Annotated in this window: 29 protein-coding genes and 1 other RNA gene; 16 read left to right on the forward strand and 14 right to left on the reverse strand. The window is 66.5% G+C overall.

Features of this window, described 5'->3' with window-relative positions:
- Positions 1 to 50 precede the first annotated feature (50 nt).
- Positions 51 to 2,396, forward strand: coding sequence for a glycoside hydrolase family 95 protein (locus O3305_RS01715; protein WP_269574887.1), 2,346 nt, complete (start codon positions 51 to 53; stop codon positions 2,394 to 2,396).
- Here the strand turns inward: O3305_RS01715 and O3305_RS01720 are convergent.
- Entirely contained in the window at positions 2,393 to 4,375 is a 1,983-nt protein-coding gene (locus tag O3305_RS01720; protein WP_269574888.1) for a PAS domain-containing sensor histidine kinase, read from the reverse strand. The two genes, O3305_RS01715 and O3305_RS01720, sit on opposite strands and share 4 nt — an antisense overlap.
- 148 nt (positions 4,376 to 4,523) lie before the next feature.
- Here O3305_RS01720 and O3305_RS01725 point away from each other — a divergent pair, with 148 nt between their 5' ends.
- Positions 4,524 to 4,670: a lmo0937 family membrane protein gene (locus O3305_RS01725; protein WP_269574889.1), complete on the forward strand. Its 147-nt coding sequence runs from the start codon at positions 4,524 to 4,526 to the stop codon at positions 4,668 to 4,670.
- A gap of 1 nt (position 4,671) precedes the next feature.
- Here O3305_RS01725 and O3305_RS01730 read toward each other — a convergent pair whose 3' ends face one another.
- Positions 4,672 to 5,946: a serine hydrolase domain-containing protein gene (locus O3305_RS01730; RefSeq protein WP_269574890.1), complete on the reverse strand. Its 1,275-nt coding sequence runs from the start codon at positions 5,944 to 5,946 to the stop codon at positions 4,672 to 4,674.
- Between the two features lie 145 nt (positions 5,947 to 6,091).
- On the opposite strand from O3305_RS01730, the gene O3305_RS01735 reads away from it, so the two are divergent.
- Positions 6,092 to 6,736, forward strand: coding sequence for a histidine phosphotransferase family protein (locus O3305_RS01735; protein WP_184167433.1), 645 nt, complete (start codon positions 6,092 to 6,094; stop codon positions 6,734 to 6,736).
- A 79-nt stretch (positions 6,737 to 6,815) separates the two neighbouring features.
- The gene (locus O3305_RS01740; RefSeq protein ID WP_269574891.1) at positions 6,816 to 7,886 is read left to right on the forward strand and encodes a serine hydrolase domain-containing protein; all 1,071 of its coding nucleotides are present in this window, start codon (positions 6,816 to 6,818) and stop codon (positions 7,884 to 7,886) included.
- Positions 7,887 to 7,898: 12 nt separating this feature from the next.
- On the opposite strand, the gene O3305_RS01745 is transcribed toward O3305_RS01740, so the two are convergent.
- On the reverse strand, positions 7,899 to 8,375 hold the full coding sequence (locus tag O3305_RS01745; RefSeq protein WP_269574892.1) for a hypothetical protein: 477 nt from the start codon (positions 8,373 to 8,375) through the stop codon (positions 7,899 to 7,901).
- Positions 8,376 to 8,460: 85 nt separating this feature from the next.
- On the opposite strand from O3305_RS01745, the gene O3305_RS01750 reads away from it, so the two are divergent.
- The 10 genes from O3305_RS01750 to O3305_RS01795 all read left to right on the forward strand — a co-directional run bounded on the left by O3305_RS01750 (position 8,461) and on the right by O3305_RS01795 (position 16,091).
- A complete protein-coding gene (locus tag O3305_RS01750) occupies positions 8,461 to 10,785 on the forward strand; it encodes a chemotaxis protein CheA (protein WP_269574893.1) in 2,325 nt (774 codons plus the stop codon).
- Positions 10,785 to 11,210: a chemotaxis protein CheW gene (locus O3305_RS01755; RefSeq protein WP_184167421.1), complete on the forward strand. Its 426-nt coding sequence runs from the start codon at positions 10,785 to 10,787 to the stop codon at positions 11,208 to 11,210. The genes O3305_RS01750 and O3305_RS01755 overlap by 1 nt, the downstream gene beginning before the upstream one ends.
- Positions 11,211 to 11,293: 83 nt before the next feature.
- Entirely contained in the window at positions 11,294 to 11,659 is a 366-nt protein-coding gene (locus O3305_RS01760) for a response regulator (RefSeq protein ID WP_086129096.1), read from the forward strand.
- 131 nt (positions 11,660 to 11,790) lie between these two features.
- Positions 11,791 to 12,822 carry a chemotaxis-specific protein-glutamate methyltransferase CheB gene (gene cheB, locus O3305_RS01765; RefSeq protein WP_269576425.1) on the forward strand — a complete coding sequence of 344 codons (1,032 nt, stop codon included), beginning with the start codon at positions 11,791 to 11,793 and terminating at the stop codon, positions 12,820 to 12,822.
- Positions 12,819 to 13,664 (forward strand): CheR family methyltransferase, encoded by an 846-nt coding sequence (locus tag O3305_RS01770; RefSeq protein WP_184167418.1) that lies wholly within the window; start codon positions 12,819 to 12,821, stop codon positions 13,662 to 13,664. The genes cheB and O3305_RS01770 overlap by 4 nt, the downstream gene beginning before the upstream one ends.
- Before the next feature lie 34 nt (positions 13,665 to 13,698).
- The gene (locus tag O3305_RS01775; protein ID WP_269574894.1) at positions 13,699 to 14,400 is read left to right on the forward strand and encodes an N-acetylmuramoyl-L-alanine amidase; all 702 of its coding nucleotides are present in this window, start codon (positions 13,699 to 13,701) and stop codon (positions 14,398 to 14,400) included.
- 87 nt (positions 14,401 to 14,487) lie between these two features.
- Positions 14,488 to 14,778 (forward strand): hypothetical protein, encoded by a 291-nt coding sequence (locus O3305_RS01780; RefSeq protein ID WP_269574895.1) that lies wholly within the window; start codon positions 14,488 to 14,490, stop codon positions 14,776 to 14,778.
- 40 nt (positions 14,779 to 14,818) lie between these two features.
- Positions 14,819 to 15,183: RNase P RNA component class A (gene rnpB, locus O3305_RS01785), an RNA gene on the forward strand.
- Between the two features lie 66 nt (positions 15,184 to 15,249).
- Entirely contained in the window at positions 15,250 to 15,786 is a 537-nt protein-coding gene (locus O3305_RS01790) for a J domain-containing protein (protein ID WP_184167410.1), read from the forward strand.
- Complete coding sequence (locus tag O3305_RS01795; RefSeq protein WP_269574896.1) at positions 15,783 to 16,091, forward strand: (2Fe-2S) ferredoxin domain-containing protein; 309 nt, start codon at positions 15,783 to 15,785, stop codon at positions 16,089 to 16,091. Before O3305_RS01790 ends, O3305_RS01795 begins: the two co-directional genes overlap by 4 nt.
- A gap of 314 nt (positions 16,092 to 16,405) precedes the next feature.
- Here the strand turns inward: O3305_RS01795 and O3305_RS01800 are convergent, their stop codons facing one another.
- The 10 genes from O3305_RS01800 to pspA form a co-directional block, all read right to left on the reverse strand.
- The gene (locus tag O3305_RS01800) at positions 16,406 to 16,816 is read right to left on the reverse strand and encodes a SufE family protein (RefSeq protein ID WP_269574897.1); all 411 of its coding nucleotides are present in this window, start codon (positions 16,814 to 16,816) and stop codon (positions 16,406 to 16,408) included.
- 141 nt (positions 16,817 to 16,957) lie between these two features.
- Positions 16,958 to 17,203, reverse strand: a complete 246-nt coding sequence (locus O3305_RS01805; protein WP_269574898.1) for a hypothetical protein — start codon at positions 17,201 to 17,203, stop codon at positions 16,958 to 16,960.
- A 23-nt stretch (positions 17,204 to 17,226) separates the two neighbouring features.
- Positions 17,227 to 17,499: a hypothetical protein gene (locus O3305_RS01810; protein WP_269574899.1), complete on the reverse strand. Its 273-nt coding sequence runs from the start codon at positions 17,497 to 17,499 to the stop codon at positions 17,227 to 17,229.
- Between the two features lie 31 nt (positions 17,500 to 17,530).
- On the reverse strand, positions 17,531 to 17,656 hold the full coding sequence (locus O3305_RS01815) for a hypothetical protein (protein ID WP_260396066.1): 126 nt from the start codon (positions 17,654 to 17,656) through the stop codon (positions 17,531 to 17,533).
- A gap of 50 nt (positions 17,657 to 17,706) precedes the next feature.
- Entirely contained in the window at positions 17,707 to 17,979 is a 273-nt protein-coding gene (locus tag O3305_RS01820; RefSeq protein ID WP_269574900.1) for a hypothetical protein, read from the reverse strand.
- An 11-nt stretch (positions 17,980 to 17,990) separates the two neighbouring features.
- Positions 17,991 to 18,305, reverse strand: coding sequence for a hypothetical protein (locus O3305_RS01825; RefSeq protein WP_269574901.1), 315 nt, complete (start codon positions 18,303 to 18,305; stop codon positions 17,991 to 17,993).
- Positions 18,306 to 18,316: 11 nt separating this feature from the next.
- A complete protein-coding gene (locus O3305_RS01830; protein ID WP_446745996.1) occupies positions 18,317 to 18,628 on the reverse strand; it encodes a hypothetical protein in 312 nt (103 codons plus the stop codon).
- 34 nt (positions 18,629 to 18,662) lie between these two features.
- Positions 18,663 to 19,040 carry an envelope stress response membrane protein PspC gene (pspC, locus tag O3305_RS01835; RefSeq protein ID WP_184168326.1) on the reverse strand — a complete coding sequence of 126 codons (378 nt, stop codon included), beginning with the start codon at positions 19,038 to 19,040 and terminating at the stop codon, positions 18,663 to 18,665.
- Positions 19,040 to 19,312, reverse strand: coding sequence for an envelope stress response membrane protein PspB (gene pspB / locus O3305_RS01840; RefSeq protein ID WP_183994719.1), 273 nt, complete (start codon positions 19,310 to 19,312; stop codon positions 19,040 to 19,042). Before pspB ends, pspC begins: the two co-directional genes overlap by 1 nt.
- A 3-nt stretch (positions 19,313 to 19,315) precedes the next feature.
- Positions 19,316 to 19,984: a phage shock protein PspA gene (pspA, locus tag O3305_RS01845; protein ID WP_184167390.1), complete on the reverse strand. Its 669-nt coding sequence runs from the start codon at positions 19,982 to 19,984 to the stop codon at positions 19,316 to 19,318.
- Between the two features lie 394 nt (positions 19,985 to 20,378).
- Between pspA and pspF the strand changes: the two genes are divergently transcribed.
- Entirely contained in the window at positions 20,379 to 21,416 is a 1,038-nt protein-coding gene (pspF, locus tag O3305_RS01850; protein ID WP_269574902.1) for a phage shock protein operon transcriptional activator, read from the forward strand.
- Positions 21,417 to 21,709: 293 nt separating this feature from the next.
- Complete coding sequence (locus O3305_RS01855; protein WP_184167385.1) at positions 21,710 to 22,333, forward strand: superoxide dismutase; 624 nt, start codon at positions 21,710 to 21,712, stop codon at positions 22,331 to 22,333.
- Positions 22,334 to 22,398: 65 nt separating this feature from the next.
- Here the strand turns inward: O3305_RS01855 and O3305_RS01860 are convergent, their stop codons facing one another.
- Complete coding sequence (locus O3305_RS01860) at positions 22,399 to 22,911, reverse strand: hypothetical protein (RefSeq protein ID WP_269574903.1); 513 nt, start codon at positions 22,909 to 22,911, stop codon at positions 22,399 to 22,401.
- Positions 22,912 to 23,024: the final 113 nt, after the last annotated feature.

Consider the following 23,024-nt stretch of genomic DNA (forward strand, 5'->3'; position numbering starts at 1 on the left):
AATAGCGATGATAGCGGTATCATCGCCGCAAAATCGAGCAGGAGAGGGCAATGCGGGACTGGGCGTTCGACAGGCGCGGGGCGATGGGGCTGTTCGCGGTCGCGGGGGCCGCGCTGGCCGCTCCGAGGGCCCGGGCGAAGCGTGCGGCCGCTGCTGCGAACCTGCTCTGGTACGAACAGCCGGCCAGGGAATGGACCGAGGCGCTGCCGATCGGCAATGGCCGGATCGGCGCAATGGTGTTCGGCGGGATCGGCGAGGAACGGCTGCAGCTCAACGAGGATACGCTCTGGGCTGGCGGCCCCTATGATCCGGTCAATCCGGCGGCGAAGGCGGCGCTGCCCGAGGTGCGACGGCTGATCTTCGAGGGCAGGTTCGCCGAGGCGGAGAAGCTTGCGAACGAGAAGCTGATGGCGACGCCGCTTCGGCAGGCGGCGTACCAGGCGATCGGCAGCCTGGGGATCGCGATGCCCGGGCTCGATGCGGTACGGGCGACCGGGTATCGGCGCAGCCTCGACCTCGACGCGGCGCTGGCCGAGACGGTGTTCGCGATCGACGGCGTGACCTATCGCCGCCGGGTGATCGCCTCGCCGGTCGACCAGGTGATCGCGGTGGAACTGGGTGCCAGCCGGCCGGGCGCGGTTTCCTGCCGGCTCTCCTTCACCTCGCCCGAGAAGAAATGGACGATGCGGGCCGACGGGAACGCGCTGGTATTGAGCGGGCAGAATGATCCGCATGGCGCGATCGCGGGCGCGCTGCGCTTCGAGGCGCGGGTGGAAGTCGAAGCCAGAGGCGGGCGGGTGCGTGCCGAGGGCGATGCGCTGGTGGTCGAGGGTGCCGATGGCGTGACGCTGCGGATCGCGATGGCGACCAGCTACAAGCGCTATGACGATGTCAGCGGCGATCCGACCGCGATCACCACGCGCCAGATCGCGGCGGCGCGGGGCAAGGGCTTTGCCGCGCTCGCCGCGGCGACGGCGGCCGAGCATCGCCGGCTGTTCCAGCGGGTGACGCTCGACCTGGGCAGTACCCCGGCAGCGGCGCTGCCAACCGACCGGCGCATCCGCGAGTCCGAGAGCAGCGACGATCCGGCGCTGGCGGCGCTCTACTTTCAGTACGCGCGCTATTTGCTGATCTGCTCGTCACGGCCGGGAACGCAGGCGGCGAACCTCCAGGGCATCTGGAACGACAAGCCGAGCCCGCCCTGGGGCAGCAAGTACACGATCAACATCAATACCGAGATGAACTACTGGCCGGCGCACACCACCAACCTGGCCGAGTGCGCGGAGCCGCTGGTCCAGCTGGTCCGCGAGATCGCCGAGACGGGGGCGAAGACGGCACGCGACATGTACGGCGCGCGGGGCTGGGTATGCCATCACAATACCGATCTATGGCGGGCGACCGCGCCGATCGACGGGGCAAAATACGGGCTGTGGCCGATGGGCGGGGCGTGGCTCTGCACGCACCTATGGGAGCGGTACGAGTACGCGCCGGACCGCGCGTATCTGGAGTCGATCTGGCCGATCCTGGCGGGGGCCTGCCGGTTCTTCCTCGATACGCTGCAGGTCGATGCCGAGACCGGGCACCTGGTCACCAACCCCTCGCTCTCGCCCGAGAACGGGCATGGCCATGGCTCGTCGCTGATCTTCGCGCCGACGATGGACAGCCAGATATTGCGGGACCTGTTCGACCAGACGGTTGCGGCTGCCGGCGTGCTCGGGCGCGATGCGGCGCTGGTGCGCGAGATCGAGGCGGCCCGGGCCAAGCTGCCGCCGATGCGGGTGGGCAGGCAGGGCCAGCTGCAGGAATGGCCGTTCGACTGGGACGGCGATGCCGAGGATGTCCACCACCGGCATGTCTCGCACCTCTACGGGCTCTATCCGAGCTACCAGATCGATCCGGAGCGCACGCCCGAACTCGCGGCGGCGGCGAAACGCAGCCTCGAGATCCGCGGCGACAAGGCGACCGGATGGGCGACGGCGTGGCGGATCAACCTGTGGGCGAGGCTGCGCGACGGCGACCATGCGCACGGGATCCTGAAGTTCCTGCTCGGGCCCGAGCGCACCTATCCCAACATGTTCGACGCGCATCCGCCCTTCCAGATCGACGGCAATTTCGGCGGCGCGGCAGGGATCGTCGAGATGCTGGTGCAGAACCGCGGTGCGCGGATCGACCTGCTGCCGGCGCTGCCGGGGGCATGGCGCGAGGGCAGGGTGAACGGCCTGCGTACGCGGGGTGGCTGCACGATCGACCTTTCCTGGCGGAATGGGAAGCTGGAGCAGGCGCGGCTGCGCGGCGCCATTGCCGGAACGCGCGAGGTCCATCTGGGCGGCAAGGCGCGGACGGTGCGGATCGTGCCCGGGCGGGAAGTCCGCCTGTCGGCACGCGACTTCGCCTAGCCTTCGGGCGTGTCGCCGCCCTCGAGCGTCGGCAGGGTGAAGGTGAACACCGCGCCGCCCGCCGGATCATTGGCGGCGGCGAACACGCCGCCATGCAGCTCGACGATGCGCTTCGAGATCGACAGGCCGATGCCCATGCCCTCGCTCGTGCTGTTGGCCGAGAAGCGCTGGAAGAGCTGGTTCAGTGTCTCCGGCGGCAGCCCGGGGCCATTGTCGCGGCACTCGATCTCGATCATCTGGTCGTCCGCGGCATGGGCGGTGATCCGGATCTGCGGATCCTCGGTGCCCGCCTTGCGCAACGCCTCCAGCGCATTGCGCAGCAGGTTGACCAGGACCTGCTGGACCTGGACGCGATCGACAAATGCGCTGAGATTGTCCGGGTCGACCTGATAGTCGATCTGGGCGGCGAGGCGGCCGGAGCCGACCAGCACCAGTCGCACCGCGTCCTCGATCAGCGGGCGCATCGGCTCGACGCTGCGCTCGGTATCGTTGCGCTCGGTGAAGCTGCGCAAGCGGCGGATGATCTCGCCGGCCTGCATCACCTGCTCGCGGGCGTTGCCGACCAGTTCGGTGCCCGGCCCCTCGGTACCGCTGACCTTGGCGACCATCGCGGCGGCGGAGAGATAGTTGGCGGCGGCGGTGAGCGGCTGGTTGAGCTCGTGCGCGAGATCGGCGGCGGCCTCGCCCATGGCGCTCTGGCGGGCGAGATGGGCGAGCTCGGCGTTGAGCTGGGCGACCTGGTCGTCGATGCCGAACTGGGTGGACATGTCGCGGATGAAGACCGTCAGGCACTCTTCGTCCCCGGTCTCGACGCGGCCGGCGCGGACTTCGACCGGAAAGGTCGATCCGTCGCGGCGCAGCCCGACCGCGCTGAGCGGCTCGGCATCGGCCGGGCGCAGCTCGCGTCCGCGCAGGCCGGCGAGCTCGCCTTCGTAGCGAACGCTGTTGGCGGCGGGGGCGAGCATGGTGACCGGCTGGCCGACCACTTCGTCCGCCGAATAGCCCCACAGCTTCTCGGCTGCCTTGCTGAAATCGAGGATCGTGCCGCTTTCGTTGATCAGCACCACCGCGTCGGGCACCATCGCCAGCACCGCGCTAAGCTTCGCCTCGCGGATGGCGAGCGCGCGGCTCTGCGCCTCGGAATGGCGGACCGCGCGGGCCAGCACCCAGGCGAGGATCACCACGTCGAGAGTGAGAACCAGGAACTGCGCCGCATTGAAGCCGAGCAGCCCGGACTGGACGGTGACGAAGCCGAGCAGGGACGGGATGACCGGGAGGATGATGATCGCGGGCGCCAGCTGCGACAGCAGCGACCAGCTTCGCTCGCCGGGCTGGCGGCGCATCGCGTAGAGGATCAGCGCGGTGGCGGGGGCGAGCGCCAGCATGGTCGAGATCGCCGAGCGCCCGAGAAACCCGGGCGTGGCGCCGCCCGCGGCGAGCAATGCGGCGGTCGCCAGCAGGGTAAGCGCGATCGTCGCACTGGCGAGGATGACGCCGATGATCTGGTGAATGCGCCGGTTCGAAGTGACGCCCAGCGCAGCCAGCGCACCAGCGGTCTGCATCGCGGCGGTTCCACCGGGAAGAACGCCGTGGTTGCGCACGCCCATCCGCAAGACGGTGTCGTAGAAGAACAGCCGCTCCAGGGCGAACGCGCCGGTCAGATACTGCACCACCGCAAGGCCGAGCAGCAGACCGGCGGGGATCAGGGCGATCCGCGCCAGCCTGGGCTGGCCGATCACCACCAGGAAGGTGGCAAGCGTCACGCTGCAGCCGATGAACGCAACGAGCGGCGCGACCGCATAGTTCGGATCGCCGAACCCGCGCAGCACCGGAATGCCGAGCAGCCAGCCGATCGTGGGCAGCGACAGGATCAGGCAGCTGATCCCGGCGAGCCAGGCGGGCAGGCGTGACGCGCCGAGAGCCGCCCAGCGGCCCCCGGATAACGTCTCAGCCTGTCTTTGTGCGGCCCTGCCTACCATGATCCTTCCGGATGCCGGGCCCATGCCCGTCCGGGCCCGTCATAGCAGGAAGCAGCCAAACTGGCGTAATCCGGAAAAACCGCAGGTCGCTGGAACGTTTCGCTCGCGCAACCCGTTGATGGGAAAACTCTAAATGGAGAGCGTGCCGATGCTTTGGACCGTCGTTGTCATCCTGCTGGTCTTGTGGCTGCTGGGCTTCACCTTCCACGTCGCCGGTGGGATCATCCATCTGCTGCTGGTGATCGCCATCGTGGTCGGCCTGATCCAGCTCTTCACGGGCCGCAGGGTCGTCTAGGCTAGTCTCCGGGCGGTCCCAGATACGCTTCACCGTAGACTGCCTTGCGGAAGTCGCGGTGGAGCGAGACCTGGAAGGGCTTGGTCTGGACGAAGAACACGGCCGCCAGCTTGTTGGCGGGATCGACCCAGAACAGGGTGGAGGCCGCGCCGTCCCAGAAGAACTCGCCGACCGCACCGCGCTGTTCGTCAGGCGTCAGCGGCTGGCCTACGCGCACCGCGAAATCGAAGCCGAAGCCGACATTGCCCTTTCCGGGTAGCCAGCTCCGCTCCTTGATCCGGGGATCGAGCTGGTTGGTGGCCATCAGCCGCACGGTGGCGGGTTTGAGGATGCGCACGCCGTCAAGGCTGCCCTGGCCGAGCAACATGCGGGCGAAGCGCATGTAATCGTCGATCGGCGCGACGATGCCGGCACCGCCCATGGTCATCGCCGGCTTGGGGAAATTGCGCTGGCGGGTGATGGAGTCCGCTTCGCGCGTCAGCTTCTTGTCGGCGCCGAGGATATAGGTCGCGGCAAAGCGATCGAGCCGTTCCATCGGCTGAGTCCAGGCCGCTTCCTTGATGCCGAGCGGCTGGAGGATGTGCTCGCGGACATAGTCCTCGAACTTCTGGCCGGAGAGCTTCTCGACGAGCAGCGCCTGCACGTCGACTGCCGAACTATATCGCCATTCGCTGCCGGGTTCGAAGATCAGCGGCGTGTGCGCGAGGCGGTGCCCGAACTCGGCCAGATCATGATCGAGGCCAAGCGGATCGGCGGCGGCAAAGGCCTTCTCCGCGTTGCTCGGGCCATCGCCATAGGCGAAGCCAGCCGTATGGCGAAGCACGTCGCGGACGGTTACCGGACGCTTCGAGGGGCGCCAGACCGGCTGGCCCTGCGCATCGGTGCCGTCCTGCACGAGCATCGTCGCGAATTCGGGGAGATAGCGGGAAAGGGGATCGTCGAGCCCGAACCTGCCCTGTTCCCAGAGCTGCATCAGAGCGATGCCGGTGACCGGCTTGGTCATCGAATAAATCTGCACCAGCGTGTCGCGGCTGAACGGCCGGTTCGCCTCGCGATCGGCCAGGCCGGTGGCGCCGAAATAGACTTCGCGCCCATCCTTCCAGACCAGCGCCTCGACGCCGGTGGCGCGGCCGCTGGCCACCATATCGGCGAGCGCGCGATCGATGCGCGCCTTGTCGATCCGGAACGTCGCCGTGGCGGCCGGTTTCTCCTGCGCCAGGGCGGGCAGGGGCTGCACGACCAGCAGCGCGGCGAGGATGGGCAGGACCTGTCGCATATGCTCTCCCACATTCTATTTTCCGTCGGTGGTAGCGTTACCCGGGCGGTGCGTACAGCTACGACCTAGGTCGCGTGTCAGGCACGCGCTTGCAGCATGGCGCGCCCTGCGCCAAAGAGGTTCGACCTTGCGGGGAGCCTTCATCTTGAACATCAGCCCGACCGACTTCGCCAGCCTGCTCTGCTCGCGGCTCTGCCACGATTTGCTGAGCCCGGTGGGGGCGCTCAACAATGGGCTGGAGCTGCTCGCCGACGAGCATGATCCCGAGATGCGCGCGCGCTGCCTGGAACTACTCAACGAGAGCGCCAAGGCGAGTGCCAACAAGCTGAAGTTCTTCCGCCTGGCCTTCGGCGCGGCCGGTGGTTTCGGCGAGACGGTGGATACGCGCGAGGCGCAGGCGGCGATCGAAGGGCTGTTCGGCGAGAACCACCGCGTCAATGTCGGCTGGATGGTCGAGGATCCTGTCCTCCCCAAGCAGGCGATCAAGGTGCTGATGAACCTGTCGCTGATCGGCGGCGACGCACTGATCCGCGGCGGTCAGCTCGATATCGGCGCCGAGATCGTCGACGGGAATATCGAGATCGTGGTGCGCGCCGACGGCCCGCGCATCGTGCTCGATCCCGAGCTGCGCAGCGCGCTGGCCGGCGGCAAGGACGATGTGCCGATCACCCCGCGCGCGGCGGCGGCCTATCTTGTCCATGCGCTGGTGACCCAGGGCGGCGGCGTGCTCCAGGTCAGCCCGCCGGATGCAGAGGTGCTGCTGTTCGGGGCGAGCTTCCGCGTCGCCTGAGATGTTCGACTACAGTTGTAGTTGAACGATCCGCATCGCCATGACATGCTTGCGAGGTTCGCGGGCATGGGAGTGGCGTATGCGGGGCTTGAAGATCGCGGGGACGGTGCTGGCGCTTGGCTTGGCGACGCCCTGTACCGCGCAATCCTATCATGACCTGGTCGATGCCAGTGATGGCTTCAACGGCGTCGCGCTGGTCGGCACCGGCAAGCAGGTCCGCTTCGTCGAAGGGATCGGCCGGGCGGATGCCGCGAATGGTGTGCCGATGCTGGCGAATACGCGGTTCGAGACCGGATCGGTTTCCAAATGGGTCGCTTCGATCGTGATCCTCAAGCTGGTCGATCAGGGCAGGCTCGACCTCGATGCACCGATAACCCGCTACCTGCCCGACTATCGCGCCGATACCGGTGCCCGGCTGACGCTCCGGCGGCTGATGAGCCATTCGAGCGGCGTGCCCAACGATATCCAGGCGGCGCGCAAGGATCCCGCCACGCGCGGCATCGAGATGGAGCAGATGGCGGCCGTACGGCGCTACGCAAGCGGCGACCTGGCTTTCGCGCCCGGCACCGAATGGGACTATTCGCACTCCAACTGGCTGATCGCAAAGGCCGTTGCCGAGCGCATCAGCGGCAAGCCCTATGCCGCCCTGGTCGAGCAGCTGCTGGTCCGGCCGCTGGGGCTGAAGGACAGTGGCGTCTATCGCGGCGATTCCGGCGCGGTGCGGGGCATGGCGCAGGGCTATGCGGCGCTTGTCCCCGAGCCGGTGCGCAAGCCCAACCCGGTGCCTGATTTCATGGCGATGGCTGGCGGTTTCTATACCAGCGCGCCCGATCTGCTGGTGCTGATGAACGCGGTGCTGGACGGCAGATTTCTCAGCCCGGCCTCGCGCAAGGCGCTGACGACCACGCTGATGCCCGACCAGCATTATGCGCTGGGTGGCCGGGTGCGGATCGAGAAGATCGGGGGGAGGGACCGCGAGGCGGCGTGGGAGGATGGCTCGAACGGCGGCTTCCGGATGCTCGCGCGCCGCGTGCTTGCCGACGGGCACACGGTAATCGTCCTCACCAACGCGAGCTATGACTATCAGAAGCTCGGCGACCTCGGCACGGCGCTGCTCGATGCCAGCTATGCGGGTGGCGAAGCCCGTTAGGCCTCGTCGAAGTCAGTTGCCCTCGACCGACCAGATCGTGCAGCGCGCCAGCCAGGTTTCGAGCTGTTCGATCAACTCGGCATAGGAGCGCGTTTCGATGCTGTGCATCAGCTTTGCATTGGCGTCGAACGCGAAAGGGGCATCGTTCTGGCGCCTGCCGCGTGCATCGCGTGGCCAGGGTTGATATTGCACCGTTAGCTCGAAATGGCCGTCGGGGTTATGCTCAGGCCGGAATTCCACGTCGATCACGAAGCGCCTGCCGGGGTTCGTGGCGTAGAACACACTGGAGCCGCCAAAATCGCCGTCCTCCACGCGCTTGTCGCGGTGGAGCTGGTTCCAGCCGATGCTCCAGCCTGCGGGTATCCGCAGCGGAGTCAGCTCGGCATAGTCGGGTGCTTTCTCGCAATTGGCGAATGTTCCGGCTGATTTCCTGAAGGCGCGCGTACCGTCCATGCAGGACAGGGTTCCATGGACGATCGCGGTGCGCAAGCCGGCGTCTTTCGTCGGAGCAGCTAACGCCCTTTTAACCACCCATCCCGCACAAGACCCCCGCAAATTTGCTTTCCGGGGCCCCATGGACGACCTGCTGCAGGAATTCATCGCCGAGACGCGAGAAACGCTCGAAGCGCTTTCGGGCGAGATCGTCGCGTGGGAAGCGCATCCCGCCGATCGCGCACGCCTCGACGCCATTTTCCGCTTCGTGCACACCGTGAAGGGGAGCTGCGGCTTCCTCGACCTGCCGCGTCTCGGTCGCCTCAGCCATGCCGCCGAGGACGTGCTGGCACAGGTCCGCGACGGCAAGCGCGCGCCGGATCGCGCGCTGGTCAATGCCGTGCTCGCGGTGGTCGACCGGATCGGCGAGCTGGTCGAAGCCATCGAATCGGGCACCGGGCTGGATGACAGCGGCGACGAACTGCTGATCGCCGCGCTTGCCGAGGGCGCCGAGGAAATCGCCCATGCCGGCCCGATCGTCAGCCGTGCTCCGGCACGCAGCGTGCGCCTGAACGTCGACCTGCTCGACCGGATGATGTCCGGCATGTCGGATATGGTGCTCGCTCGCAACGAGCTGGCCCGGCGGCTGCGCCAGGGCGAAGTCGATCCCGCGATCGAGGCGGCGCTCGAGCGCCTGTCGCTCACCGTCGGCGAGATGCGCGACACGGTGACCCGCACGCGCATGCAGAAGATCGACGCGCTGTTCTCCGCGCTGCCGCGCATGGTGCGCGACACGGCGGCGGGGCTGGGCAAGTCGGTGATGCTCCAGGTCGAGGGCTCGGACGTCGAGCTCGACCGCGAGATGATCGAAGTGATGCGCGACCCGCTGGTCCACATCATCCGCAATTCGATCGACCATGGCATCGAGGCGCCGGCCGAGCGCCGCGCCGGCGGCAAGCGCGAGAATGGTCGCCTGTCGGTCTCGGCGCGCCAGTCGGGCAACCAGATCATCATCGAGATCGCGGACGATGGCCGCGGCATCGATACCGAGCGGCTGATCCAGAAGCTGGTCGCGCAGGGGCGCGACGAAGCCAAGCTGCGCAGCCTGTCGAACCGGGCGAAGCTCGACCTGGTGTTCGAGCCGGGCTTGTCGTCCAAGGACGTGGTGAGCGAAGTCTCCGGACGCGGCGTCGGCATGGACGTGGTGCGCGCGGCGATCGAGCAGATCGGCGGTCGCGTCGAGCTCGACAGCAATCCGGGCAAGGGCCTGCGCCTCGCCATCCATGTGCCGCTGACCCTGTCGATCATCTCGACGATCGTAGTCGGCGTCGATGGCCAGCGCTTCGCGATCCCGCGCCAGTCGATCGAGGAGATCGTCACCGAGCGCGGCGATGCGATCCGGGTCGACACGATCGGCGGATCGCCGGTCGCCACGGTGCGCGAGCGCCGCATGCCGCTGATCCATCTCGCCGACATGCTCGGCCTGCCGGCAACCACCGCGCGCGACGAGGGCGGGCAGATGCTCGCGATCGTCAGCGTGAGCGAGGGGAGCTATGCGCTCGCCGTCGATACGGTGCTCGACAATGAGGAACTGGTCATCAAGCCGGCCTCGCCCGCCGTCATGTCCACCGGCCTCTATGCCGGCCAGACTTTGCCCGACTCGGGCCTGCCGATGCTGCTGCTCGATTGCGCCGGCATGGCCAAGGCGGCGAGCCTGGACTTCAGCCGCGACAGTCAGCAGCTGTTCGAGGAAGAGGAAGAAGTGGAAGTCGCGCAGGGCCTGCCGGCGCTGCTGTTCCGCGATCTCGACGGCGTGCGCCGGGCGGTGCCGCTCGCGGCGGTCGACCGCGTCGAGCAGGTCGATGCCGCCAATGTCCGCTTCGCCGCCGGCCGATTCCGGGTGACCATCGACGAGCGCATCCTGCCGCTCGCCGCGCATGGCGACCTGGACGGGCTCGGGCGGATCAATGTGCTGCGCCTCAAGGACGGCACCAACGAAGTCAGCTATGCGATCGAGGAAGCCGCCGACATCGTGCTGCTGCCCGAAGAGATCGCGCCGGCCCGCGAACCGGGGCCGATCGCCGGCGTCGTGCTGGTCGATGGCGAGCAGATCGAACTGGTCGACATGCTGTGGATCTTCGACGAGCATGCCGAGCGCGAAGTCGAGGATGCGCCGCCGCTTTGCCTGATCTCGGGCGACAATGACGGCTGGATGGCATCGTTCGTGAAGCCGCTGCTGGAAGCCTCGGGATACCGCGTCGCGCTGCGCCTGGCGCCGGGCGAGACGCCGGCCGTGGTGCTCTCCACCGAGGAGAACCAGGGCGCCATGGGCAGCCCCGCGCCGGTTGTCCGGCTGAGAAAGAAGCGCGCTTCGGGCGGCCTGGGCGACGATAGCGTCTATAGATATGACAGGGCGGGACTGCTTTCCGCGCTCGAAGCCCGGGTTTCCGGCAAGGCAGGTCGCTGATGTCGCATCTCTATCTCATCGCCCAGATTGCCGGGCGTGCCGTGGCGATCGACTCCGAACAGGTCGAGTCGGTGGTGGATATCGGCGAGGTGACGGCGGTGCCGCGTGCCTCGCAGCATGTCCGCGGGCTTGCCGCGCTGCGCAGCCGCGTGGTGACGGTGGTCGATACCCAGTCGGCGCTCGGCATGGCGGGCGGCAGCCCGGCGCGCCGTGCGGTGATCACCCATGTCGAGGGGCATCATTACGCGATGCTGGTCGATGCGCTCGACGATGTCGCGCCGTTCGACCTGCTGCCGCTTGCGCATGGCGTCACGCTCGATCCCGCCTGGCGCGGGGCGGGGCGGGGGATCGTCGAGCGCGACGGCGAACCGATCCTCGCGATCGATCTCGCCAGCCTCGTCCCCGGTCATGCCGGGATCAATTAGTTCGCAAGATTAACGTCGCACTCACATCTTTCGTGCACTGTCCACTCCCAACCTAGACACCTGAAAGCGGGGAACAGGGGAAAATGAAGACTTGTCTGGTAGTCGATGACTCCAAGGTGATCCGGAAGGTCGCCCGGCACATCCTGGAAACGCTCGACTTCGAAGTGCGCGAGGCTGGTGATGGCCGCGAGGCGCTGGACTCCTGCCTCCAGACCCCGCCGGACGTGATCCTGCTCGACTGGAACATGCCCGTGATGAGCGGCATGGACTTCCTGCGCGCGCTCAAGGATTCCGGGCTTCCGCAGCGCCCCAAGGTGGTGTTCTGCACTACCGAGAACGGCATGGCCTATATCCGCGCCGCCATCGAGGCCGGCGCCGACGAATATGTCATGAAGCCGTTCGACCGCGAGACGCTGGAAAGCAAGCTGCAGATCGTCGGCGTCGCGTAAGCGGCGCAGCCAAGGAGCCCAAGGTGGCGCACGCAACTCTTGCGGAAACCGGGTTCAGCGGCACCACCGCCGGGCCGGCGCAGGTGCTGATCGTCGATGACTCGGTCGTCGCACGCTCGGTGCTGGGGCGCATGGTGGAAGGCACGCGCCGCTTTCGCGTTGCCGCCGCCTATAGCGATGTGCGGGCCGCGCTCGACTATCTGAAGACCAACAGCGTCGACATCATCCTGCTCGACATCGAGATGCCGGGCATCGACGGCATCACCGCGCTGCCCGACGTGATCGCGGCGGGCAAGGGCGCCAAGGTGCTGATCGTTTCCTCGGCGGCCGAGCAGGGCGCGGCGGTGACCGTGCAGGCGCTGGCGCTGGGCGCGGCGGACACGCTGGTGAAGCCCGGAATCGGCGCATTCGGCGGCCGCTTCGCCGAAGTGCTGGAGGAGCGGCTTTCGCGCCTGCTCGAGGCGCATGTGCAGTCGCTTCCCGAACCGGCCCATCTTCCGCTTGCCGGCACCGCGCACCACAGCCATGCCGAGCCGGCCGCAGTGGCGCATCACCCGCATTACCAGTTTCCGGTCCAGGCCCCGGAGAATTTCGACCTGGTCGCGATCGGCGCCTCCACCGGCGGCATCCACGCGCTCAGCCAGCTGCTCCGCGCGATCCCGGCCAGTTTCCGCGTGCCGATCCTGGTGACCCAGCATCTGCCCGTCTCGTTCATGAGCTATTTCGCGACGCAGCTCGCCGTGCTCGGCGGCCGCCCCTGTGAGGTCGCGACCGATCGCATGCGCATCCGGCCCGGCCGGATCATCGTGGCGCCGGGCGATGCCCATATGCGCGTGGTCCGCATGTCCGATGGCGCGGCGATCCGCCTGACCCATGAAAAGGCCTCGAGCGGCTGCATGCCCTCGGTCGACCCGATGTTCGAGAGCGTCGCGGAAGTGTTCGGCGCCCGCGCGCTCGGCGTGGTGCTGAGCGGCATGGGCCGCGATGGCTGCGAAGGCGCCAAGGACCTGATCGACGCCGGTGCCAAGGTGCTGGCGCAGGACAGGGCGAGCTCGGTGGTGTGGGGCATGCCCGGCGCCGTCGCCAATGCCGGCCGGGTCAGCGCGATCCTGCCGCCGGACGAGATCGGCCGGCTGATCGCGCGCGGCGGAGGCGGCGCATGATCCCGGGCAGCACGCCGATCGCCTCGGCAGGCGCGATGAACATGATCGCGGCGCTGCTCGAGCAGCGCGCCGGCCAGCAGATCGCAGCGAACCGCACCTGGCGGATCGAGACCGCGCTCAAGCCGATCCTGCGGGAACGCGGTCTGGGCAGCCTCGACGAGCTCGTCGCCCAGCTCATCGCGGCGCGGACCGGGGAGCTGGCCGACCAGGTGGTCGATGCGCTGCTCAACCAGGAAACCAGCTTCTTCCGCGACGTGGCGGTGCTCGACATGATCGCCGATGCCGCGCAGGCGATGCAGGCCGAGGCCGGTCACCGCCGGCTGCGCATCTGGTCCGCCGGCTGCTCGACCGGGCAGGAGCCGCTGAGCCTCGCCATGCTCTTTTCCGAGCGGGAAATGCCCGATCCGGAGATCGTGGCGACCGACGTTTCGCCGGCGGCGCTGGCGCGTGCCCGCAGCGGCCGCTTCTCGCAGTTCGAGATCCAGCGCGGCCTGCCGGTGCGCCGGATGATGACCTGGTTCGATTCGGTGAACGCCGATTGGGTCGCCAAGCCCGAGCTGGTCCGCAAGCTGCAGTTCCGCCAGCACAATCTTACGCTCGATGCGGCGCCGGCGGGATGCTTCGACATCATCCTGTGCCGCAACGTGATGCTCTATTTCTCGGTCGCGGTGCGGCGCAAGGTGTTCGACACACTGGCTTCGGCGATCCGTCCGGGCGGCCTGCTCGCGCTTGGTGCGGGCGAGACGGTGATCGGCCAGACCGACCATTTCACCCCGTGCGAGAAGTATCGCGGCTTCTATCGGCGGGTTGAGGCACCTGGGACGTTGCTCGCAACGGCTTGATCGCCATGGCCAAGCAGGGGTAGCGTCGGCGACGATGCATACCGGCCTGGTCTTCCTCGATGCGCCTTCGCCGAATTTCGACGAGCGTGCGCTCCCGGTCACGATGATCGTGCTGCATTATACCGGCATGGAAAGCGCCGAGGCCGCACTGGAGCGGATGCGCGACCCTGCCGCCAAGGTTTCGGCCCACTACATGGTCGACGAGGACGGCAGCATCATCCGGCTGGTTCCCGAGGACAAGCGCGCCTGGCATGCTGGCCGCTCGCACTGGCGCGGGATCACCGACGTCAATTCGGCCTCGGTCGGCATCGAGATCGTCAATCCCGGCCATGAACATGGCTATCGCCCCTTTTCGGCCGAGCAGATGGGCTCGGTGATCCCGCTCGTCGCCGAGATCAAGGAACGCTACGCGATCACCCGCGGCAACGTCGTCGGCCATTCCGACGTCGCGCCGGCGCGCAAGCAGGATCCGGGCGAGCTGTTCAACTGGCACGCGCTGGCCCGGCTGCGCCTGGCGCTGCCGCGGCCGACCAGGAACCTGCTCGATCCGGGCTGGCCCGATGCCGGCTTCATCATGGCGCTCGAGCGCTTCGGCTATGACGTGAGCGACGAGACCGCAGCGGTCACCGCCTTCCAGCGCCGCTTCCGTCCCGAGCTGGTCGATGGCGAGATCGACATGGAGTGCCGCTGTCTCCTGCTCGCCTTGCTCCTGCCCAAGCCGCAGGGCGATGACTGAGCCGGATTTGGTTACGCAGCCGTGCACTAAATTCATGCGGAACTCCGCAAGTATAGGATGATCTATAGGAAGGCGGAGGTTTTCGCCTTGAGCAATATCGGTTCGACATCCCTGGGCCCGGTCCAGGCCTATCTTTCCGGCGTGGCACGCGCCGATGCCAAGGGCGAAGTGCCCTCGTCCGTGAACATTCCGACCGTCAGCGAGGCGACCGACGCGGTCCGGCGGATCGCGGAGGTGCGCGGTGCCGACGATGTGGTGGGCATGGGATCGGACTATCGCAAGATCGCACTGGCGTCCGGGCTGAACGTCACCTGGAAGGTGGAAGTGATGGCCTGGGGCACCGCGATGCGCACCGTCGACCCGGAAGAAGGCGCCTGAACACTTGCAGTTGCGTGCGGCGGCGCTAGACGGGGCACCGCCAGAGGATCGGGCGGCCGCGGGTGCGCAAGCACGCGAGGAAAGTCCGGGCTCCACGGAAACACGGTGCCGGGTAATGCCCGGCGGGGGCGACCCCAGGGAAAGTGCCACAGAGAGCAGACCGCTAAGTCCTTCGGGGCCAGCAAGGGTGAAAGGGTGCGGCAAGAGCGCACCGCGCGACCGGTAACGGAAGCGGCATGGTAAACCCCACCGGGAGCAAGACCGAATAGGGGCGGCATATGGGCCTGGTTCCGGCCCGTCGCCCGGGTTGGTTGCTGGAGCGGCGGAGCAATCCGTCGCCTAGAGGAATGGTCGCACATCGCCGAAAGGCGAGGACAGAACCCGGCTTATAGATCCTCTGGCATCATTTTACGGGACGGCGCCAGGCGCGCACCCGCTTGCGCCTGCGGGCCGAGTGTCTATCTGGGCGGGATGGCACGATCGACACGTTCTTCCGACTGGGGCTTTCCGCGCTGGCGCGCCTATGGCGCCGAGCGTGAGGCCGTGCAGGTGCGGATGTGCGATCGCCATGGCTGCGACCAGCCGGGCGACCGGCCCGCGCCCAAATCGCCGAACAGCCGCGAGCGCTGGTATTTCTGCGAGACGCACGCCGCCGAGTACAACCGCAACTGGGACTATTTCGCGGGCCTGACCGCCGAGGAAGCCGCCAAGCGCGAAGCCGATGAGCGCCGCGATGCCTCGGGCTTTGCCGAGGCGAAGTACAATGGCTGGGCCGGACCCGGCGACGGCAGCCGTTCGCGCGACGAAATCCGCGCCCTGGAAGTGCTCGAGCTCGAAGTCGATAGCGATTTCGAGGCGGTGCGCCTCGCATGGCGCCGGCTCGCCAAGGTCAATCATCCCGATGTGAAGCCCGGGGATGCCGAGGCCGCCAAGCGTTTCCAGGCGATCCAGGCGGCGTACGACGTGCTCAAGGCCGCCGAGGAGCGGCGCACCTGGAAGGGCGATTGAGCAAGCTTCGCGTCCATTCCAACTGGGAACATACCGTCCTGGTCTGCGCCAAATGCTCGAAGAAGCTGGACGGCGGCTTCGGGCCGAAAGGCAGGCAATCGCTCGCCAAGGCATTGCGCAAGCATCTCGGCCTGAAGAAGGGTCGCAAGGCCGAGGCGGGGATCGTCGAGGTGAAGTGCATGGGCGTCTGCCCGCGCGGCGCGGTGACGGTGATCGACGCCGGCGGGCCGGGCGAATGGCTGCTGGTGCCAAAGGGTGCCGATCTCGACGGCGTGGCCGGGGAACTGGGCCTCAAGCGCGGCTGAGCCTTCCAACATCGAAGGGGCGACTACTCGCCAAAGTACACGAAGTACAGGCCAAGAACGGGTTCCAGCCGGGCTTATTCTCCCTAATTTCTCGGGAATGCCGCGCATCTCGCAACCTTGTTGCGCGTGCGTGATCCTATTCTTCCGACAGGGTCAAAGAGCGGCTGGCCATGGGGCCGGCTGCGCCAGCCCAGCAGGCGAAATCCTACATTGCAAGGGTGAGGTGGGGCAGGGTTGGTGTCCGGCTCGTCTTTTCCCGGCGAAGGCCGGGGTCCAGGACGGCCCCGGCCTTCGCCGGGGAAGAATAAGATTGCTCAGCCTGCCGCGTAGCGCCGCGCGGTTTCGCGCACCAGGGCGATCATGTTGGGGATGCCCTGGGTGCGATTCGAGCTGAGCTGGTTCTTCAGGTCGAACGGGGCGAGGGCGCTTTCGATATCGGTTGCCAGGATCTCGGCCGGGGCCTTGTCCTGCACCGTAAGCAGCACCAGTGCGATGATGCCCTTGGTGATCGCCGCGTTGGAATCGGCGAGGAAGTGGAGCGTGCCGTCGTCGCGCCTTGTGGGATAGACCCAGACGGAGGCCGAACAACCGCGGACCAGGGTCGCATCGGTCTTGAGCGCTTCGGGCATCTCCTCGAGTCCGCGGCCCAGATCGATCAACAGGCGGTAGCGGTCATCGGCTTCGAGGAACGCATATTCGTCCTGCAGGTCGGCGAGGCTGGTCATGCAGGGCGCTATAGCGTGGCCTCGCCTTTATTCCACCGTCACCCTGAACTTGTTTCAGGGTCCGACTCTCCATGGGCGATGTGCGGGGGGAGAGTTGGATGCTGAAACAAGTTCAGCATGACGGGACTTCGTTGGGGCAGCTCACAAATCCACGCCCGCCGCGATCGCTTCGAGCTTGCGGATGCGCTCCTTGAGATCGGCGATCTCGATCCGCGAGGCCGCGGTCGGCATTGCCGTCGCCACTTCGGGGCCGTGATGGGCATCGAGCTCCTGGCGCTTCAGGGCCAGCCAGCCGCGCCAGCCCGAGAGCCCGGCGGTGGTGATCATGGCGATCCCGGCGAGACCGGAGACGGCGAGGGTAAGGTAGAGAGTCGGATCCTGGGTCACGTCATGCCTCCCTTGGTCTGACGTCAGTTCTTGTCGCGCAGCGATTCGATCTCGCGGTCGAGACGGACGCTGCCTTCGGTGTCGGTAACCACGCGCTCGAGGACCTGGACGCGCTCCTTGAGCGCACGGACCTCGTCGCGGAGCCGGGCATTCTCGGCGACCGAGGCTGCGTCGGCATTGTTGCCGCGATAGACCTCGTTGCCGTCCTTGTCCTTGTGGATGCCGTAGCGCGCCTTGAGCACGCTGCCGATCGTGACGATCACGATAATCGCGACAACCATCTCGAACGGGTTCATTCCACTACTCCTTCAAACGCGCTTTGATCGATCAGTTCTGCTGGTTGGCCTTGGCCAGCCGCGCGGCGCGGCGAACAGGGCGGTCCCGCATTTCGGCGAGGACAATACCGCCCCCGCACAGTGCCGTCAGCACTGCGAGCATCACGATGGCAATCATTTCGGACTTTCCTCTTACTGGCGGCCCTTGTCGGCGCCGCGTGGGAACTTTCAATTCAGCGGGGGGGCATCCCGCAGCTGCTCGATCTCGTTGGCGAGATCGACGCCCTTGTCGGTGACGATGCGTTCCAGCACCCGGACCCGCTGCTCGAGCCTCTCGGTCTGGGCGGCGTACTGGGCTGCCTTCTCGGCGACCATCTGCGCCTCGAGCTCCATCTTGCGCTGCTGCAGCGCGAACCAGGGCTTGAGGAAGACGCCGCCGAAGATGGCGACCATGCCGCACAGGATACCCAGGATGGGGATGAGAATGGGGCTGATTTCCATCGTCTATCTCCTCAGTTGCTCGGCCCGCGCAGGCTCTCGATCTCGCGATCGAGCATGTGCGAGCTGTCGGTCACGATCCGCTCGACATTGGCGAGCCGGTCCTTGATCGAGCCCAGTTCGGCACGGAGCTGGGCGTTCTCCTGGCTCAGGAGCTTGATCCGCTCCATCGCCGCGTCGTCATTCTTCGGATAGACCGCCTGGCCCCAGGCCCCGTCGAGCGGATAGCCATGCTTGATGCGGAGCCAGGTGGTGAACACCCATCCTGCGACCACCAGAGCACCGACGATCAGGGCTACCGGGGCGAAGGCTGCGAAGGGAAAGCTCATCTCGTCACTCCTCAGCGCAGGCTGTCGATCTCGCGGGCGACCCGCTCGGCGGGATCGGTAGCGATCCGCTCGAGCACTGCGATCCGCTCTTCGAGGCGGCTGATCTGGCCGGTCAGACGCTCATTCTCGGTCGAGAGGAGTGCGATCTTGCGATCGGCCTCCAGGTCCTCGCGGCTCTGGCCCCGGAAGCTCCGGCGGCCGCGGCGGCCTTCCTCGTCCTCGAGCGGGTAGCCATGCTTGGCACGGACCCAGGTCTTGAAGGCTCCCGATGCCATCACCGCAGCGACGATCAGCACCGGTACCAGCCAACTCAACTCCCTCATGTCTTCCTCCCTGTGGACTTACCTGGCGATTGGCTCAGCGCAGGCTGTCGATCTCATCGGCGAGCCGGGTGTTGCGGCTCGTATAGTACATCTCGATATCGGCCAGGCGGCGATCGATGTCGCGGAACTTCGAGCGGACCTCGGCGGTCGAGCGCGTCGGGTTCGAGCGGACACCCTGCCAGAACTTGGCTTCCTCAGGGCCCTGGTAGAGCCCGTAGGGCTTTGCCGGGGCCAGCCAGGCGATCAGCATGTAGGCGATCAGGCCCATCGGGAAGGTGCTGAAGGTGACCAGCACCATGCCGAGGCGAAGCCAGATGACGTCGATCCCGGTGTAGTCGGCCAGCCCCGAGCAGACGCCCAGCCACTTGCCATTTGCCTTGTCGAGGTAGAATTTCGTGCGGCTCGACATGATCAGTTCCTCCGCGAGATGTCGTAGGGGCTCTGTTCCGGACGGGCGTCGCGGACAGGGCGGAAATCGGGGTTGTCGGCGGCGATGATCCGCTCGACAGTGAGCAGGCGCTCCTCAAGCAGGCGTGCAGTGTAGTGCAGCTCGTCGAGCAGCTTCTCGTCCTCGTTGGTGATCGTCCCGGACTGCTTCCACTTGGTGATATAGTGCATGATCACCCAGGGGAGCCCGATGAAGAGCATTCCGACGATGACGATCGGAAGGAAGACTTCCTCCATCGCTTAGGCTCCCTTGTTGAGGCGGGCCTTCAGGGCCTCGAGCTCGGCATCCACCTTCTCCGACGAGCGGAGTTCGGCGATTTCCTCGTCGAGCGTCTTGGGCGCGGCGCCCAGGCCGGCTGCTTCCGCGCGGCCTTCGGCGAAGTCTACCCGGCGCTCGAGGACATCGAAGCGCGAGAAGGCATCCTGCACCCGCGAGCCGTTGGTGATCTCGCGCAGGCGCACCCGGTTGCTGGCGCTTTCCAGCCGCGTGACGATCGAGTTCTGGCGGGCGCGGGCCTCGCGCAGCTTGGTCTGGAGCTTGTTGATGTCCTCTTCCGAAGCCTTGAGCGCTTCGTCGAGCACTGCAATCTCCTCGTTCAGCTGGTCGCACATGTCGGCGGCCTTCTGCTTTTCGACGAGCGCGGCCTTGGCCAGGTCCTCGCGGCCCTTGGAGAGCGCCAGCTCCGCCTTCTCGGTCCAGCTCTCCTGGAGCTTTTCGAGCTTGGCGATGTGGCGGCGCATTTCCTTCTGGTCCGCGATGGTGCGGGCCGCGGAAGCGCGGACCTCGACCAGCGTTTCCTCCATCTCGAGGATGATCATGCGGATCATCTTCGCGGGATCTTCCGCCTTGTCGAGCAGGTCGGTGACGTTGGCGGCAATGATGTCGCGGGTTCGAGAGAAGATACCCATTTCGTCGTTACTCCTTCGTGTTCTGTTTCCCGGCGGGAGGGGTCTAGGGGGTGACCCCTCCCGTCAGGTTTCCGCTCGCGAGGGGAAGCGAGCGGGAGACCCTGTTCTTAGGCCGTCACCAGGCCGGCCGTGCCGACCATGATGATCAGGCTGGCGGCTACCGAAAGTGCCACCGAGAAGAAGGCGTTGCGGTAGTAGGCGGCGTTGGCGTTCATGTTCCTGTTTCCCTGAACCTTGGTGTTTATCCAGGCCCGTCAGCGGGCTTGCCATATGCTTTGCAGGGGGCGTGCCAATTTCCGAAAACCGCAGAAATCTGCCGTTTTTGCCGTTCATAAGGCATTCAGGTGGCGGATTTAACTTGCCAAGTGTTGGGAAAATACACCAAGGATTTGGCATGGAGCGCATAACCCAGGTCATCGGCCAATCCTCGGCATTCCTTGATGCGCTGGAGCGTGCCAGTCGCGCCGCCGCGCTCGATCGCCCGGTGCTGGTGATCGGCGAGCGCGGCACCGGCAAGGAACTGGTCGCCGAGCGTCTCCACCGCCTGTCCCCGCGCTGGGACCAGCCGTTGGTGACGATGAACTGCGCGGCGCTGCCCGAGACGCTGATCGAGGCCGAGCTGTTCGGCCATGAGGCCGGTGCCTTTACCGGTGCGACCAAGGCGCGGATCGGCCGCTTCGAGGAAGCGCATCGCGGTACCTTGTTCCTGGACGAATTGGGCACGCTGTCGATGGGCGCGCAGGAGCGGCTGCTGCGCGCGGTTGAATATGGCGAAATCACCCGGATCGGATCGTCGCGGCCGGTGACGGTCGATGTCCGCATCGTGGCGGCGACCAACGAGCATCTGCCCGAGCGGGTCAACAAGGGTAGTTTCCGCGCCGATCTGCTCGACCGGCTGAGCTTCGAGGTGGTCACCCTGCCGCCGCTTCGGCACCGGGGCGGGGACGTGGAGGTGCTGGCGGATTTCTACGGCCGGCGCATGGCGAGCGAGATCGGCTGGGTCGACTGGCCGGGCTGGGGCCCGCACGCGCTCGACATCCTCACCAATTACGACTGGCCCGGCAATGTCCGCGAGCTGCGCAACGTCGTCGAGCGCGCCGTCTATCGCTGGGAGCAGGACGGCCCGATCGATGCGATCGAGATCGATCCCTTCCAGTCGCCCTATCGCCTGCGCACGATGCAGGGGAGCGCTTCGAGTGCTGCAACGCCTGTCGCGGCGGCGGCACCGGTGGTGCTCGAGGAGCAGCCCGCGGCACTTTCGGGCGCAACCGATTTCAAGGGTCGGGTGGCGCGGTTCGAGAAGGAGCTGCTCCAGCGCGCGCTCGCCGATCACCGCTTCAACCAGCGGGCGACGGCGGAGGCGCTGGGGCTTACCTATGACCAGCTGCGCCACGCGCTGAAGCGGCATGAACTGCTGCAGGTGGGCGGGTAATTTCCGCTTCGTCATCCCCGCGAAGGCGGGGATTCAGGATAACAAAGCGACGTCCTGTGTGACGCTGGATCCCGCTTTCGCGGGGATGACGGAATAAATATTACGTACGAAAATCAAGCTATTGATTAGCGTTTGCAATAGTAATTCTGCCAATCGCGCCCGATCGAAATTTTCATTTGCGCGACGCAACGATTTTTCCGCGACAGCGATGAATTTTGCGGGTTAGGGGAGGGACCGCATCGCCCGGCGGTTCGTTGCCCGGGTGAACCCCCTGGTGAACCTGGAGAGACCAAATGGCCTTCGAACTTCCCCCGCTTCCCTTCGACAAGGACGCGCTGGCGCCGCATATGTCGGCCGAGACGCTCGAGTTTCACCACGGCAAGCATCACAAGGCCTATGTCGACAAGACCAACGGCTTCATCGCCGAGAAGGGCCTCGAGGGCCGCAAGCTCAGCGAAGTGATCGCGCACGCCAAGGAAACCGGCGACAAGGGCCTGTTCAACAACTCGGCCCAGATCTGGAACCACAGCTTCTTCTGGCAGGGCCTGACCGGCGAGAAGACCGCGCCGAGCGGCAAGCTCGCCGAGCTGATCGCTTCGCAGTACGGTTCGACCGACGAGCTCGTGAAGAAGCTGGTCGCTGAATCGACCGCGCACTTCTCGAACGGCTGGGGCTGGCTGGTGCTCGACGGCGACCAGCTCAAGGTCACCTCGCTGCACGACGCCGATACGCCGGTGGTCTATGAGGGCATGAAGCCGCTGCTCACGATCGACGTGTGGGAGCACGCCTATTACATCGACTATCGCAACCTGCGTCCGAAGTATCTCGAGACGATCACCGCGAACATCATCAACTGGGACTTCGTGTCGCAGAACCTCGACGGCGCCGGCGTGGGCCGGGCTGACCAGGACAGCTGATCTTTCGCGACAAGCGTTCAGAAAGGGGCGTCCGAGCGATCGGGCGCCCCTTTTCGTTTGCGGGCCTATTTGCGCTCGAAGAAGTCGACCGCTTCCTGCGCTGCCTTCTCGTACGCGGCCAGCGCCCGCATCGCATGGGCGCGATCGCCGCCGTTGCGGGTGGTGAGGAAATAGTCCTCATAGCTCGAGAAGGCCTTGCGGCAGAGCGTGTCGCGCTGGGCGTCGCGATCACCGGACTGGAGACGGAAGGTCCGCCAGTTCTCCCACATATAACCAACGCAGGCGGGCTCTCCCATCAGCCAGTCGAGCTTGCCCTGGTGCGCGGCGGCGATACGGGCGGTGAGATCGGGAGCGGCCGGGGCGGGGGCGGCATAGGCGCCGTCCTTGATGCCCTTCTCGATCTCGTCGGCCGAGCGCAGCATCTCGGCGATGTCCTCGGGCGGAAGCTGCCCTTTCATCTGTGCCGCGGTGGCGCGCATCTGGGCGACCATGTCGCGCATCTGCTGCGAATTGTCCTGGGCATGGGCGGCGGCCGGCGTCGACATCGCCAGCAGCACGCCAAGGGCGAGTAACCGCATGGTGTTCAGTTCCCGATCCGTGGAAGATGGCGGCGCGCATAGGGATATATGCATGGATATGCATAGAACTTTACTGGCGAGAGCTATGCCGTATCGGCAACGCAACGGATAAG

This window comes from Sphingomonas sp. NIBR02145, assembly GCF_027359115.1.
GTDB classification, from domain to species: Bacteria; Pseudomonadota; Alphaproteobacteria; order Sphingomonadales; family Sphingomonadaceae; genus Sphingomonas; species Sphingomonas kyeonggiensis_A.